Raw genomic sequence first — 14246 nt, forward strand, 5'->3', positions numbered from 1 at the left:
AGTGAGAGTAAACTCTTCCTTTCCAGTGGTTAAATCCCAGACTTTGAGGGTGTTGTCTGTTGAACCAGAAATTGCCCGCTTGCCATCAGCAGTGACGGCGACTGTATATACTGAGTTGCTGTGACCTTTGAGAGTAAACTCTTCCTTTCCAGTGGTTAAATCCCAGACTTTGAGGGTGTTATCTGTTGAACCAGAAATTGCCCGCTTGCCATCGGGGGTGACTGCGACTGCATATACTGAGTTGCTGTGACCTGTGAGGGTGCGTAGTAGTCCCCTGCGAGGCGGAGTTAAACAGGGTGTCAAAGGACGCAACCAAGGTGCTGCTTTCCACTGCTTTGCTACCTCCAGCATTGCCTGAATCTGAGGCATTTCAAAGTACAGTAAGCGCCCTAACAATTGCCCTGCCAGTCTTGCCTTATCTCGCTCCAAAATATCGGCTGACATCCATAGTACCGATTGAATCAAGTCCAGGGCTTTCGCTTTTTCTGGGTTGTACTCTGGGTGAGTTACTGCTTCTGAACCGCCAACCAAATTGAAATCATCAATAAGTGCCTGCACCCCAAACTCAGGATGCTGAATCTTTGCCATCAGGAAATTAAAATCTGTCAGTTTTTGATAATACTTTTCTAAATTCCCTGACTTGACATGATTTGGCAGCAAGCTACCCAGATAAGCACGTTGGTAGAAAAGTGGTTTGGCCGCTAACTTGTCAGCAAATTCTCCCATCTCACGCCATCCCCTTTTCTAAATACTCAGCAATCCCTTCTAGTCGCAGGAAATATACGCGGCCGGATGCGTCGCCTGCCACAATTGTGACTCCATCGGGTGCAATGGCGCAACAGGCGATCGAACTTTCACCCGTGAAACTAGCAATGACATTTCCACTCGACAAATCCCAGACTTTGAGGGTGCTATCCCACGAACCAGAAATTGCCCGCTTCCCATCAGCATTGACGGCTACTGCATTCACCGAGCTGCTGTGACCAGTGAGAGTAAACTGTTCGTTTCCCGTGGTTAAATCCCAGACTTTGAGGGTGTTGTCCCACGAACCAGAAATCACCCGCTTGCCATCAGCAGTGACGGCTACTGCATATACTAAGTCGCTGTGACCCGCGAGAGTAAACAGTTCTTTTTCAGTGGTTAAATCCCAGACTTTGAGGGTGTTGTCCAAAGAACCAGAAATCACCCGCTTGCCATCAGCCGTGACAGCAACTGCATTTACTGAGTTGGTGTGACCATTGAGAGTAAACTGTTCGTTTCCCGTGGTTAAATCCCAGACTTTAAGATTTGTATCCGATGAACCAGAAATCGCCCGCTTGCCATCAGCAGTGACGACTACTGCATTTACTGAGTTGCTGTGACCATTGAGAGTAAACAGTTCCTTTCCAGTGGTTAAATCTCCGACTTTCAGGGTGTTGTCTATTGAACCAGAAATTACCCGCTTGCCATCAGCAGTGACAGCAACTGCATTTACTGAGCTGCTGTGATTGAGAATAAACAGTTCCTTGCCAGTGGTTAAATCCCAGACTTTAAGGCTTGTGTCCGATGAACCAGAAATCGCCCGCTTGCCATCAGCAGTGACAGCAACTGCATTTACTGAGTTGCTGTGACCTTCAGAAGTGAAATCTTCCTTTCCAGTGGTTAAATCCCAGACTTTGAGGGTTTTGTCATCTGAACCAGAAATTGCCCGCTTGCCATCAGCATTGACTGCTACTGCATTTACTGAGTTTCTATGGCCTTCGAGAGTAAATTCTTCCTTTCCAAGGGTTAAATCCCAGACTTTGATGGTGTTGTCATCTGAACCAGAAATTGCTCGCTTGCCATCAGCAGTGATGGCTACTGCATTTACTGAGTTGCTGTGACCTTTGAGAGTAAATTCTTCTTTTCCCGTGGTTAAATTCCAGACTTTTAGAGTGTTGTCCAAAGAACCAGAAATCGCCTGTTTGCCATCAGCAGTGACCGCTACTGCATATACTGATTTCCTGTGACCAGTGAGACTAAATTCTTCCTTTCCAGTGGTTAAATCCCAAACTTTAAGGGTTTTGTCTCTTGAACCAGAAATCGCGCGCTTCCCATTAGCAGTGACGGCTACTGCATTTACTAATTGCCTGTGACCATTGAGAGTAAACTGTTCGTTTCCCCTGGTTAAATCCCAGACTTTGAGGGTGTTGTCCCACGAACCAGAAATCGCTCGCTGACCATCAGCAGTGACGGCTACTGCATATACTAAGTCGCTGTGACCCGTGAGAGTAAACAGTTCCTTTTCAGTGGTTAAATCCCAGACTTTTAGAGTGTTGTCCGATGAACCAGAAATCGCCCGCTTGCCATCCGCAGTGACAGCAACTGCATTTACTGAGTTGGTGTGACCATTGAGAGTAAACTGTTCCTTTCCAGTTGTTAAATCCCAGACTTTAAGGCTGGTGTCCGATGAACCAGAAATCGCCCGCTTGCCATCAGCAGTGACAGTAACTGCATTTACCGAGTTGCTGTGACGTTTAAGCGTGCGTATCAGTCCCCTACGAGGGGGAGTTAAACAGGGTGTCAAAGGACGCAACCAAGGTGCTGCTTTCCACTGCTTGGCTACCTCCAACATTGCCTGAATCTCTGATATTTCAAAGTACAGTAAGCGCCCTAACAATTGTTCCGCCAGTTTGCTTTTATCTTGCTCTAAAATCTCGGCTGACATCCACAGTACCGCTTGAATCAAGTTCAGGGATTTCACTTTTTCTGGGTTGTACTCTGGGTGAGTTACTGCTTCAGAAGCGTCAACCAAATCGAAATCATCCATCAGTGCCTGCATCCCAAATTCAGGATGCTGAATTTTTGCCATCAGAAAGTTAAAATCTGTCAGTTTTTGATAATATTTTTCTAAATTACCTGACTTGACATAATTTGGCAGTAAGCTGCCCAGATAAGCACGTTGATAGGAAAGGGGTTGGGTCGCTAACTTTTCAGCAAATTCTCCCATCTCACGCCATCCCATTTTCTAAATACTCAGTAATCCGTTGATTTACTTCCCGAAAAATTCTCCGATTTGAATCCATCTCCCGTTTGGTTTTTAGAAAGTCAAGGAAACTAGCATGATAGATGGTGTAGCAGATTTCTCCCTCTACATTCTGCTTTTTCAAATACTCAACCCACTTATCTAAAACCTTTCCCACATCGCATTCATCCACCTTGGCAATTCCAGCAATCATCTCGCAGGGAATCGGCGTGCCAATCTCTAGTAAAATATACAAGACATACTCCATCAATTGTCCTGGATTAGCTTCCATCTCCATCCCCACCCAATGGCTTTGATAATACTCTAACAACCCATCTGGCAATTGCTTTAAACTCAGGTCATTGTAATCGCCCTTAGCAATTGCGGGCAAAACATACCGCAAATACATAAAATTGTTTTCGCTCTTTTTTGCCACTTCTTCGACAAAAATTGTATCGGTAATGCTGCGGGTTTGAATCCATTTTCTAAGTGCATCTTTATACTCAGACTCGGGATTTATCACAACATACTGAATATACTGTTTGATATCATTCTGATTGAAATGAACATAGTCGCTGTCTCTTAAATCCAACTCTTTTACCGGAACTCCCGGAGATACAGCCAGCCGCCTTTGACTGAGGTTAAAGGGCCGCCGCGTCAGCAGGAAATATACGTTATTGGGCAGAGTTGTCGGCAAATGTAAAAGATTTTCTCCCGATTCTTGTTCAACTTCATCCAGTGCATCAATTGCAATTACCAAACGATCGCCCGCCGTGAGTTTTCCTGCCACCTGTGCCAGTAAAGTTGGTAAATCGGCGTCTTCTGAATTTGGCAATTCATAGCGGTCTATTAATTGTCGGCGAATGCTCTTCAAAAACAATTCCGGTTTGTTGCGCCGTTCGACGAGAATATTGAAATAGCAGGGAGATTTATGTTCAGAAACGTATTTGGCAACGATCGAACTTTTGCCCATTCCCGCATCCCCGACGATCGTAAAATAACCGTGAGGGTTGTCGGTGATAAATTGCTCAAACGTCTCAAAAACAAATTGGCGACCGCAAAACCTCCGAATTTTTTCTTCTATTATCGATATAAATTCTTCAGGGTAGGGCGCAACTACTGGTTGTGATGGTTGATAATACTTCTGTATTAATCTAGCTCGCAGAATCCTCAACTTACCTGCACCTGCGTGGTGATCTAGTTCAGGAAAACTGGCTGAAAAACTACTGTAAATCTCTCTCAACCGCTGTTTTACAGTAGCTTCTGCTATGTTGAATTTTCCTGAAAGCTGTACGTGGTTGAGGGGTTCTCTTTCAGGAGAGGAGAGTGCTGCTAATAATGTTTCTGTGTGTTCCATCGATAATCCATGTGTCCCAGATTCGCCTCTAAGGAATTCTTGCCAATCCATATAGGTTAACCCCTAATTTAACTTTATTACAACTTACGCGTCATGCACTTAAATCATCCTGAGCCTTGCCAAGGAACTCTTAGACGGCTGGAATGCTTCCCAGTCGTGAGCCTTGCGAAGGATAGGGACTCTGCATGACAGTAGTTTAATTATACCTTGAGTATACTTTGATTATACCGACCTCTAATAGACCTAACTTTATACCTCTGGTCAACTTCACTCAATTAAAGTGATGCGATGATTTGATCAGAACACAGACAAGCAGTTATTGGTAAACAAGAGAGGTCAATCAAATGAATTTTAAATTATTGGGAAACTCGCACGGTGACGAAGATTTTAGCAAAATGGATGAAATCCCGTCACTTGGGATAGGTATAAAAATTATTAGCCAAATTGCCGATGAGCTTAGTTATACCCACACTTCTGACCGTCGAAACTGTCTGTTAATTGTAAAATATTTTCAGCCTGTACTACCTCACCCTAGCACTCAAGCTGATTGTTTTAAGCGAGCGACCGATACTTTAAATATTTTCAACTGGCTGAAAGAGCAAAAAACTAGCCAATCCGATCGCAGTTCTAACCAGCCACTGCAAAAAATTACTCTTCAACTCAATAGTGAATTTGCTACTATAACTCAAGTTTTATGGTGGGTCGAACAGTTAGAGAATCTACCACTTCCCGAAGAAGTTTTGCAGCTTTGTAAACTTGCGACGGTCGAGGGGTTTATCAATGCTATTCACCACCACAAAAATATGCCATTAAATACTCCGATCGATCTTGCGATCGCAGTATTTAACGAACGCATAGAAATTCAAGTTTGGGATTGGGGAAAGCCTCTTAATTCCCCAAGCAAAGTTGAAATTGAACAATCGCAAGCAAAAGAGCCGTTCGGTTTAAAAGAGCTGGAATTTATGTTTTAGCAAAGATGACTATATCTGCAAATCATTCTTTAATTAGTGCTGCCTGACTAGAGCCGATAGGTTTTAATCTCCTGCCCGATTTGCCCTCAAAATTATGGCAGATCGCAAATTAAAACTCACCTGGTCTCCCCTACATCCTCCCTTTTTGCTTCAGTAGGATATCTGTAGAAACAAAAACCATCAATATTTAGCAGAGAAAACCGTTATGAACTCTAACTTTGAAAATTCGCACCGTGACGAAGATTTTAGCGAAATCGATGAAATAGGGAAAATAGGTATAAAACTTATTGGCAAAATAGCCGATGAGCTAAGTTATACCCGCACGTCTGAAGGGCGAAACTGTCTGTTAATTGTAAAATATTTTCAGCCAGCTTTAGTACCACCCCAACCTAGCACTCAACCTGATTTCTTTAAGCGTGCGATCGACGTTTTACACAGTTTTAACTGGCTTCAAGAGCAACGAAATCCCCAATCCGAGCCAACTTATAACCAGCCACTTCACAAATTTAAGATTCAAGTAAATAGCGAGCTCCAGGCGGTTACTCAAGTTTTAGGGTGGGTCGAGCAGTTTTTAGAGCTTCTACCCATTCCCGAAGCAGTTTTGCAGCTTAGTAAACTTGCTGCGATCGAGGGTTTTGCCCATGCTGTTCGCCACGCCCGCAAAAATCTGTCATTGGAAACTCCGAAAATAGAACTGGCGATCGCAGTATTTAACGAACGCCTAGAGATCGAAATATGGGATTGGGGCAAGCCTTTTGACCTCAAGACCAAGCTGAAAGAAGAATTGCCCGAAAAAACTTTGTTTAGTTGGAACGACCTGGCCTTTACTCTTCACTAAAGCTGTTCTGAAATGGCCAGTTGTCCATTGACAACAACAAGGAACTTTTTTGTAATGATTACTGATACTACTCCCAAGATTCTCGTTGTGGATGATGACCCATCCATCCGTACTCTAGTTCATCGCTTTTTAAATCAGAAATATCAAGTAGATTCGGCAGCCGATGGCGAGAGTGCTTTAGCATTGTTTGAGAAATTCAAGCCTGTGCTAGTAATTCTCGATTGGAATTTGCCCGATACTACAGGCTATCACCTCTGCCAGGAAATGCAGCGCCGTACTAATGTATTTGCGATTATGCTAAGCAGCCGCACAGACGAAGCTGATAAACTTAAAGTCCTGTCTGCAGGTGCTGATGACTATATCTGCAAACCCTTTGGTTTGGCCGAGTTGGCAATTCGTATAGAAGTTGTGTTGAGACGCATGAGGCCTGTCACTCCATCACGTATTGTATTCGATCAATTCGTGATCGATTCAGCGCGTCGGGAAGCAACACTCAACGATCGCATTATCAAGTTAACAACCTTGGAATTTAATATCTTGTATTTTTTGGCAAGTCATTCCGGTCAATCTTGGAGTCGCCAACAGCTAATCGAAAAAATCTGGGGGTGGAACTGCGGCGACACAGGAGAAGAGCAAGTTGTTAGGGTACATATCGGTCAGATTCGCAAGAAAATGATTCAAGTTGATGCTAATGCCTCGCAGTTTATTAAAACAATTCGGGGTTACGGTTACAGGTTCGAGCCGCCCAATCGCACTGCAATGGCAATTTCCTAAGCTCATCGGCATTAACCACTTGATTTTGTGAAAAACCTAGCCTCTAGATATGGGTTCCCAGGATCTGCCTGGGAACCAGCTAAGATATCCTAGTTTTTAGCCGCCCCAAACCTTCTTCAAAACATCTTGAGGAGAGATGTCTGCCATTTTGCCAGTAGGAGATTTAATGCCCAAAAATCGATCGCTCTTTGGCAACAATTTCGCAGGTTCCGTCGGGCCAAACAAAGCTATTGTATAAGTTTGAACCGCCACAGCTAAGTGCATCGGCGCACTGTCAGTACATATCATCAAATTAGCAGCAGCAATAGTGGCAGCCAACTTGCCGACATCATCCGGCGAGATAACTTTTACATTCGGACATAACTCGACTAACTTTGTCACGAAGTCTGCATCTTCTGGGCCTTTCACAACAACAACGGGCAAATTCGGCTGCCGCTGCTGACAATCTTCAATTATTTGCTTCCAGTTGTCTGTAGGGTAAATTTTGTCAATACCTTTAGACACAGCTAATTGACTCGAACCGCCGTGAATCAAAATGTAGCCGCTTTCTTTTACGCCCAACCGCTGCTGTTCGGCTTCTGCCCACTGAATGTCCTGTTTTGGTACATTAATTGCCAGTGGCGGACAAGGATTTGTAATGTTAAATCCTTGCAGCAAATCGTGGTACATTGAAGCCGCATACTGTTCAGTTTTCAGCGGTACAGCAGCAGTGAGAAATCGACCGCCGTTGGTTCCCGAATAGCCAACTCTCTGCGGAATGCCGGTCAGCCACAGCAGCAGCCCTACAGTCCACCGCTGGCCTAGGGAAATCACTGCTTCGTATTCGCGATCGCGAATTACGCCCAGTAAATTGCCCAAATCTGCCATAGCGTTGCGGTCTTTGAAATTGTACGTCAAGACTTCTTTGACGGATTTGCAGACTCGGTAAGCACCCTTTGCCCTCGGTTCCACGATGACATCAATTTGCGCGTCGGGATAAGACTGCTTGAGGTCATCAAGAGTGGGGAAAAATAAAATTTGGTCGCCAATCCCGCCAGGGACAAGTGCTAGTATTCGCATCATAAACGATCGGGCTATTATTGATCGAGGTAGCTCTCAGAGATCCGCTCTCAACTATCAGCTTATAGTATTTCTAGACCTTAAAAGCTACTGGCTGACAGCTAAACAACTGACTCAAAAGTACAGGACGCTCTTATTATATATATCTAGTTGGGTTAAAAACGGTTAGTAAATGCACTTATTAATTCCTGCAGCAGGTTCGGGGCGACGGATGGGGAGTCAGCGGAACAAACTGCTGCTGACTTTGCTCTCTAAACCTTTGCTGAGTTGGACTTTGGCTGCTGCTGAAGCTTCGCAGCACATTAGCTGGATTGGGATCATGGGCCAGCCAGACGATTTTCCTGATTTTAAAGCAATTCTGAGCGATTTATCTTTGGTCAAGCCGGTGGAACTGATTCAAGGAGGGGCGACCAGGCAAGAGTCAGTTTACAACGGTTTGCAGGCTTTGCCCCCCAATGCCGATCGAGTGTTGATTCACGACGGCGCCAGGTGTTTGGCAACTGCTGAATTGTTCGATCGATCCGCCGAGGCTCTGTTGGGCTGTCCGGGCTTGATTGTCGCCGTCCCGGTCAAGGATACGATTAAGGTCGTAGATGAGCGTCGGATCGTGCGAGACACCCCAGACAGACGCAATTTGTGGGCAGCCCAGACTCCCCAAGGATTTGAAGTGAAATTGTTAAAGCAGTGTCACGAACAAGGGCGACAAAAAGGTTGGGAAGTTACCGACGATGCGGCTTTGTTTGAAAAATGCGGTTTACCAGTACAAATTGTGGAGGGGGAAGAGACGAATTTGAAAGTCACAACACCGGTTGACATGGCGTTAGCTGAATTTATTTTGCGGCAGAGATACGGGGAATAGTTTTGAGTTGTGTAATTGAGAATGCAACTCAGCTATGTTGTCGTCATTAGGAGAAAATCTGTAACACAAGTGGAGGATGAAAGCAATGCAATATAGCGGTACATGGCGGATCACAGAGATGGCAATGTGGGATAGTGATTATTTGGACATGGAAGTTGAAGCCTATATCGAGATTGATGAAGCAGGTTCAGGAGAATTTCAATTCGGTTTAGTATCAGGTGAAATTGACGGCGAAGTCGTACAAGATGGAAAGGATCAGCGATTCGAGTTTACATGGGATGGTAATGACGAGAACGATCCTGCATCTGGTAGCGGTTGGCTCAAATTAAAGGATAAAAACTCCATAGACGGTCGAATCAAATTCCACCAAGGCGACAGTTCTAGTCTTGTTGCAAAGCGCATGAAATAGGCAATCAGCGATCGCACTATTGGTTATGCGATTTTTTTTTACCGCAGATGAACGCAGATGAACGCAGATACAATCCCATCCGCGTTCATCTGTGTCCATCCGCTGATATCTGCGGTAACAAAATCCCAATCTAACCAATAACCAATAACAACTGACTTAGGTTTCTCATGAAGGATTAATCGCAAACTCGCCCTCACTATCAACATCTGCCGCACTTGTCACTACATCCAAAAACGCAAACACGGCCGGAACTAACAGCGCATCCCTCAAAACAGCCACCCCAATTACTCTCTCAAAATCCGCCGGAAAACTGCAAATTTTCACCTTAGCAGGTATCGGTTCCGCAGCCAAACGGGGCAGAATTGCTGCACCCAAACCTTGCATCACCATACTGACAATAGTTGAATCTTCGCTGAGTTCGTAAGCGATATTTAAGGGAAACCCCGAAGTTGTCAAATATTTGCGAAGCGGTACAGAACAAGCGGTTTCGGGTGGCTGCAAAATCAACGGATAAGCCGCTAATTCTTCCCAGGTAATCTTATCACTTGAAAATTTGGCAGTTGGCGGCAGCAACACGACATATTTATCCCGCAAAATTTCTCTAGTTTCAAATTCATCGGAGATGGGAAGAGAGACAAAGCCGATGTCTGCTTTGCCCGATCGCAAAGCCTCCTCCACAGCTTGGGTATAATAAACTTCGGCAATGCTGACCGCAATCTTGGGAAAGCAACTGCGAAATTTAGCAATAATACCCGGTAGGATATGAGTTGCGACACTCCGAAAAGTAACTATCCGTACCTGGCCTCCCTGCAAACCTTTTTCTAAATCCGCTTCTTTGACCATCATTTCTAAGGCGCAGGCTATTTGGCGCCCGTGAAGCAGGACCCTTTCCCCCACCGGCGTCAGTTGAGCACCGTGTCGCCCCCGGTGGAACAGTTGCACTCCTAATTCTGTTTCTAAAGAGGCTATGGCGTGGCTGATGGCGGATTGGGACAGTTCCAATTGCAAAGCCGCCTCGCTAAAGTTTTCACAGTCTGCTACTGCGATAAAAGCCTGAATTTGAGAGAGTTTCATCCGCCGCGTATTGATTTCGTTCATAGCGTTTGTGCCAGTAGTACCCAAATTGTCACAAGGGCTTCGATATATCGATTTTATTCATACAACCTATGCAAGCAATGCTTTGATTGTCAATTGCCCTAGAGTTAAGGTTAATTTATTAGGTAACAGATAGACTTTTACAGGACTTGCACGACAAAAATATTGTGCTGTAATTGTGATGAAATTATTGCAGTTAAAAGCTGTTTTTTGTAATTTTATTGGTGCAATTTTTGTAGGAGTTATCACTTTAAGGTGTTGGCTATGTCTACTTACAACAGTCGGATAAACCCCCGAATAATGATGTTTTTTTTGATAGCCGATCGAGCTAAACCATCCGAAAAACAGAAAGGGCAATCTCTCTTTTTAGCTATAAATAAAATTGGGCAGTTTTTGCTCTACCTCATTTCGGGTGAGGACGAACTGAGAATTTGGCAGACGTGCGATCGCTATGGTAACACTTGGTGGCACGGTTGCGATCGAGCGACTGGTCGTTCTACCTGCGTGGCGACGGATGATGAAATGCGCGCTTGGATCGATCGGCGTTATTGCCAATAGTAGTGTGTGGGTTACGTGGAAATGAAGTGAAATACTGTCCTCGATTAGCAATTACCAATTAGCAATTACCAATTAGCAATTACCAATTACCAAGTAGGAGATGCTATGCTTCAAATATCTTCCGAATGTGCAGCGCCCGTTAGCGGAGCCCTCGAAGAGGATCGCATTATTCTGATGGAAAACGAGGTATACAGATTGCCTCAAACTCATCGAGAAATTCAAGTGTTGTCAGGAATAGCTTGGATCACGCTTGACCAACAGGACATCATCTTGCAAAGCTGTGAAAAAGCATCGCTTCCAGCCAGCAAAAACTTTGCTCTCATATCCGCTCTCAACAATATGCCACTGATTATGGCCGTCTGGCAAGACAAAAACCCAGTTAGAACCTAGGGATTGAGAAAAAATTCGGCATGAACACCCCAAAAAGCTCTATCTTAATAGTTATCACTTAGCTATTGGAGGACTCGACCGGTGCACTGCCGCTCTTACCACTTCAGCTATCTCGCAGCTATAAGTATTGTGTTATCGCCCGCACTCAGCTTGCTGGCAATTTCAGACGCCCGGGCTTATGGCCCAATTATAAATGCGAGGCACGCCCAAGCGATCGATCACGCTCAGGCAACTGACCCCAAAACGCAAGCAGACGAACTCTTTGAAACAGGAGTAAAACAGCACCGCGAGGGTTTGTTTCGAGAAGCAATTCAGACTTTTGAGCAAGTTTTGGCAATCCGCAAGCAACTAGGCGACCAAGCCGGAATCGGAGAAACTCTCAACAATATGGGGGAAGTTTATGGCGAAATGGGTTTGAGGCCCGAAGCTTTGGAAGTTTTGCGGCAAGCTTTAGTCATTCACCGAGAAATCAGCGGAGGGCGTCGTATCGCGCGCACTCTCAATCTCATAGGTTTCGTCAACCGAATTGGGGACAATTTTTCCGAAGCGATGAAACTGCACCAAGAAGCTTTGGAACTGGCCAAAACTACTGACGACAAAATTGAAATTGGAGAATCTCTCCACAACATCGCGGCCGTGTACGCAGAACAGGCAGATTACGCCAAGGCGATAGAATTTTACCAGCAAGCGCGGACGATTCGCACGGCTGTCGGCGATCGGCGCGATTTAGGCCGTACCCTTAATAACATGGGCGGCGTATACTACAACATCGGCGACTTTAATAGAGCGATGGAATTTTACCACCAAGCTTTAGCAATTCGCCGGGAAATCGGAGACAGGGCGGGCGTCGGCCGTCTCCTCAACAACATGGCACTTACCTCCCGCAAACTCGGCAAAGATACTCAAGCGCTGATCTATTTTCAGCAAGCAATACCGATGTTAGAAGCAATCGGCGACAAGACAAGTATCGGACGCTTGCTCAACAATATGGGCGCAATTCATGAAAGTCTCGGTCAATATGCTCAAGCTCTCGAATCCTACGAGGGAGCTTTAAAAATTGCTCGTGAGGGCGGTGACAAAGCCGGAGAAACTACTGCGATGGAGGGCATTAAGCGATTGTCTTCAAGTCAGCTTGTACCGCAATAAGGAGAGTTAAGCGGTTCCGCATCGGGCGTGAAGATTGGAAGCGATCGACTTTGGCGACGATTTGGCATTCATCTGCAAGTCGTTGTATAATTCGTTGCCAAATATATATAAATTACAAAGAGGAAAAAGGCTTCAGGGGCGCTATAATTTGATTAATATCGCGATCGAAAGATAGAAACAGTTTCTGTAGTAATTCGTCTGCCAGAGCTGCCGCACAACCATTAATCTAAGCTATGGATATCCGCACCGAAAATCCAGAAGATGTAGAAGCTGTTCGCAACATTAATATTGCGGCATTCGGGCGAGAAAATGAGGCTAACTTAGTCGATAAATTGCGGGGAATTGCATCTACATTTTCCTTCGTTGCGGTACAATCCGATCGCGTTGTCGGACACATTTTCTTCAGTCCGGTTGTCGTGGAAGGAAAATGTTCTAGGAATTTGTCGATTCAGGGGTTGGCGCCATTCGGAGTTCTACCCAACTATCAGCGGCAAGGTATAGGAACGCTGCTGATTCAGGAAGGTTTAAAAGAGTGCGGGCGATCGGGATTTCAGGCAGTGGTTGTGCTTGGTCATCCAGATTTCTATCCGCGTTTTGGATTCATTCCTGCTAGTAGGAAGGGCTTGAGATGTGAATATGATGTGCCCGATGAGGCTTTTATGGTGTTGGAGTTAGAAAGTGGAGCTTTGCAGGATTGCAGCGGAACGGTGAAGTATCGATCGGAGTTTAGTCTATGCGAGTGATATCAAATCCCGGTGCATCAGATTCGCTGACGAAGAGCTCGCGAGTCAGAAATATTCTTAAACGAGCGCCCATATCTGAGTTACCTTGGTAGATCTGTTATCCGTATTTACTTATCTTTACATAGTTGGGTTTTTTGTACCTACCTATTGCAACTTTCTCTGCATCTTTGCTACTTTCTTTTTGACCCATAACGCGCTGCAAAATCGCCTCTACTTTCGCAGCAAATAGAGCATTTCCTCTCTGCCTCGGTCGTGGCATATCAATAGAACAGTCCATTGCAATCTGACCATTTTCTATTAAAATAACTCGGTCAGCTAGCAGCACTGCTTCTTCTACGTCATGAGTGATCAGTAGCGCGGTAAATCCTTTTTCTTGCCATAAATTTTCTAACAATTGCTGCATCTCAATGCGAGTCAAAGCATCCAACGCGCCGAGGGGTTCATCAAGCAGCAGTAAATGAGGTTCGCAAGCAAGGGCTCTTGCTAAAGAAACTCTCTGCTTTTGACCGCCGGAGAGTACCGCCGGCCAATCGTTGGCGCGATCGCCAAGCCCTACGGCGTGAAGGACTTGCATCGCTTTGTAGTGCGTGTTTTCTTTGGCCGTGAGTAGCCCTAATTTCACATTTGCCACCACTTTTTGCCAAGGTAGTAGCCGTGCATCCTGAAACATCATTGTCACTTTAGAGTTGAGTTTGCGGGACGCCTTTCCATCTAGAAAGACAGTGCCTTGAGTGGGAACTTCTAGTCCGGCGATTAAGCGCAGTAAGGTACTTTTGCCACATCCGCTGCGACCTACAATTGCTACAAATTCTCCGGGATTTATTTCTATGTTGATATCCCGCAAAATTTTAATATTTCCAAATGACTTCTGGAGTTGTACTAATTCTAGACCTATTCCTGAGATTGCTGATTCCATTCTAAAAAACCTCCATATCGCGCTCTATGCTACAGGCTAAAAACCTTTTTCGCTCTCAAAGGTGGCTGTTGAGCAAATGCCAATTCGTCTCCTCCTCACCACTGCTGGTGAAGAGGAGATTAGCATTTCTAAATTTAATCTACTGTAA

At 45.0% G+C, this 14246-nt stretch carries 15 protein-coding genes; 9 read left to right on the forward strand and 6 right to left on the reverse strand.

Annotated elements, in window-relative coordinates:
* From QUA04_RS03185 to QUA04_RS03195, 3 genes are all read right to left on the reverse strand, one after another.
* A partial coding sequence (locus QUA04_RS03185; RefSeq protein ID WP_445242278.1) for a WD40 repeat domain-containing protein occupies positions 1-726 on the reverse strand: 726 nt, incomplete at its 3' end.
* 1 nt (position 727) lies between these two features.
* Positions 728-2983, reverse strand: a complete 2256-nt coding sequence (locus QUA04_RS03190; RefSeq protein WP_333253694.1) for a WD40 repeat domain-containing protein — start codon at positions 2981-2983, stop codon at positions 728-730.
* Positions 2970-4340 carry an ATP-binding protein gene (locus QUA04_RS03195; protein WP_333253696.1) on the reverse strand — a complete coding sequence of 457 codons (1371 nt, stop codon included), beginning with the start codon at positions 4338-4340 and terminating at the stop codon, positions 2970-2972. The genes QUA04_RS03190 and QUA04_RS03195 overlap by 14 nt, the downstream gene beginning before the upstream one ends.
* 344 nt (positions 4341-4684) lie before the next feature.
* Between QUA04_RS03195 and QUA04_RS03200 the strand changes: the two genes are divergently transcribed.
* The 3 genes from QUA04_RS03200 to QUA04_RS03210 all read left to right on the forward strand — a co-directional run bounded on the left by QUA04_RS03200 (position 4685) and on the right by QUA04_RS03210 (position 6923).
* Positions 4685-5311 carry an ATP-binding protein gene (locus QUA04_RS03200; protein WP_333253698.1) on the forward strand — a complete coding sequence of 209 codons (627 nt, stop codon included), beginning with the start codon at positions 4685-4687 and terminating at the stop codon, positions 5309-5311.
* A 205-nt stretch (positions 5312-5516) separates the two neighbouring features.
* Positions 5517-6149 (forward strand): ATP-binding protein, encoded by a 633-nt coding sequence (locus QUA04_RS03205; protein ID WP_333253700.1) that lies wholly within the window; start codon positions 5517-5519, stop codon positions 6147-6149.
* A gap of 54 nt (positions 6150-6203) precedes the next feature.
* Complete coding sequence (locus QUA04_RS03210) at positions 6204-6923, forward strand: response regulator transcription factor (RefSeq protein ID WP_333253702.1); 720 nt, start codon at positions 6204-6206, stop codon at positions 6921-6923.
* Positions 6924-7019: 96 nt separating this feature from the next.
* Here the strand turns inward: QUA04_RS03210 and QUA04_RS03215 are convergent, their stop codons facing one another.
* Positions 7020-7982, reverse strand: a complete 963-nt coding sequence (locus QUA04_RS03215) for a glycosyltransferase family 9 protein (protein WP_333253788.1) — start codon at positions 7980-7982, stop codon at positions 7020-7022.
* Between the two features lie 172 nt (positions 7983-8154).
* Between QUA04_RS03215 and ispD the strand changes: the two genes are divergently transcribed.
* Together ispD and QUA04_RS03225 are read left to right on the forward strand one after the other, a co-directional pair.
* Positions 8155-8841 carry a 2-C-methyl-D-erythritol 4-phosphate cytidylyltransferase gene (gene ispD, locus QUA04_RS03220; RefSeq protein WP_333253704.1) on the forward strand — a complete coding sequence of 229 codons (687 nt, stop codon included), beginning with the start codon at positions 8155-8157 and terminating at the stop codon, positions 8839-8841.
* A gap of 76 nt (positions 8842-8917) precedes the next feature.
* Positions 8918-9250, forward strand: coding sequence for a hypothetical protein (locus QUA04_RS03225; RefSeq protein ID WP_333253706.1), 333 nt, complete (start codon positions 8918-8920; stop codon positions 9248-9250).
* 165 nt (positions 9251-9415) lie between these two features.
* Here QUA04_RS03225 and QUA04_RS03230 read toward each other — a convergent pair whose 3' ends face one another.
* Positions 9416-10348 carry a LysR family transcriptional regulator gene (locus QUA04_RS03230; protein WP_333253708.1) on the reverse strand — a complete coding sequence of 311 codons (933 nt, stop codon included), beginning with the start codon at positions 10346-10348 and terminating at the stop codon, positions 9416-9418.
* Between the two features lie 297 nt (positions 10349-10645).
* On the opposite strand from QUA04_RS03230, the gene QUA04_RS03235 reads away from it, so the two are divergent.
* From QUA04_RS03235 to QUA04_RS03250, 4 genes are all read left to right on the forward strand, one after another.
* On the forward strand, positions 10646-10903 hold the full coding sequence (locus QUA04_RS03235) for a hypothetical protein (RefSeq protein WP_333253710.1): 258 nt from the start codon (positions 10646-10648) through the stop codon (positions 10901-10903).
* A gap of 105 nt (positions 10904-11008) precedes the next feature.
* Positions 11009-11293, forward strand: coding sequence for a hypothetical protein (locus QUA04_RS03240; RefSeq protein ID WP_333253713.1), 285 nt, complete (start codon positions 11009-11011; stop codon positions 11291-11293).
* A 129-nt stretch (positions 11294-11422) separates the two neighbouring features.
* A complete protein-coding gene (locus QUA04_RS03245; protein ID WP_333253715.1) occupies positions 11423-12439 on the forward strand; it encodes a tetratricopeptide repeat protein in 1017 nt (338 codons plus the stop codon).
* Between the two features lie 233 nt (positions 12440-12672).
* Positions 12673-13182 carry an N-acetyltransferase gene (locus QUA04_RS03250; protein ID WP_333253717.1) on the forward strand — a complete coding sequence of 170 codons (510 nt, stop codon included), beginning with the start codon at positions 12673-12675 and terminating at the stop codon, positions 13180-13182.
* Positions 13183-13279: 97 nt separating this feature from the next.
* Here the strand turns inward: QUA04_RS03250 and QUA04_RS03255 are convergent, their stop codons facing one another.
* Complete coding sequence (locus QUA04_RS03255; RefSeq protein ID WP_333253719.1) at positions 13280-14098, reverse strand: ATP-binding cassette domain-containing protein; 819 nt, start codon at positions 14096-14098, stop codon at positions 13280-13282.
* Positions 14099-14246: the final 148 nt, after the last annotated feature.

Origin of the sequence: Microcoleus sp. S13_C5, assembly GCF_036700845.1 — a bacterium.
Lineage (GTDB): Bacteria > Cyanobacteriota > Cyanobacteriia > Cyanobacteriales > Microcoleaceae > Microcoleus.

Excerpts from the sequence above, each read along its gene's own strand:
- ispD (WP_333253704.1), top strand. The coding sequence starts at position 8,155 with ATGCACTTATTAATTCCTGCAGCAGGTTCGGGGCGACGGATGGGGAGT.
- QUA04_RS03240 (WP_333253713.1), top strand. The coding sequence starts at position 11,009 with ATGCTTCAAATATCTTCCGAATGTGCAGCGCCCGTTAGCGGAGCCCTC.
- QUA04_RS03210 (WP_333253702.1), top strand. The coding sequence starts at position 6,204 with ATGATTACTGATACTACTCCCAAGATTCTCGTTGTGGATGATGACCCA.
- QUA04_RS03190 (WP_333253694.1), bottom strand. The coding sequence starts at position 2,983 with ATGGGATGGCGTGAGATGGGAGAATTTGCTGAAAAGTTAGCGACCCAA.
- QUA04_RS03235 (WP_333253710.1), top strand. The coding sequence starts at position 10,646 with ATGATGTTTTTTTTGATAGCCGATCGAGCTAAACCATCCGAAAAACAG.
- QUA04_RS03250 (WP_333253717.1), top strand. The coding sequence starts at position 12,673 with ATGGATATCCGCACCGAAAATCCAGAAGATGTAGAAGCTGTTCGCAAC.
- QUA04_RS03205 (WP_333253700.1), top strand. The coding sequence starts at position 5,517 with ATGAACTCTAACTTTGAAAATTCGCACCGTGACGAAGATTTTAGCGAA.
- QUA04_RS03225 (WP_333253706.1), top strand. The coding sequence starts at position 8,918 with ATGAAAGCAATGCAATATAGCGGTACATGGCGGATCACAGAGATGGCA.
- QUA04_RS03255 (WP_333253719.1), bottom strand. The coding sequence starts at position 14,098 with ATGGAATCAGCAATCTCAGGAATAGGTCTAGAATTAGTACAACTCCAG.
- QUA04_RS03230 (WP_333253708.1), bottom strand. The coding sequence starts at position 10,348 with ATGAACGAAATCAATACGCGGCGGATGAAACTCTCTCAAATTCAGGCT.
- QUA04_RS03195 (WP_333253696.1), bottom strand. The coding sequence starts at position 4,340 with ATGGAACACACAGAAACATTATTAGCAGCACTCTCCTCTCCTGAAAGA.
- QUA04_RS03215 (WP_333253788.1), bottom strand. The coding sequence starts at position 7,982 with ATGCGAATACTAGCACTTGTCCCTGGCGGGATTGGCGACCAAATTTTA.
- QUA04_RS03200 (WP_333253698.1), top strand. The coding sequence starts at position 4,685 with ATGAATTTTAAATTATTGGGAAACTCGCACGGTGACGAAGATTTTAGC.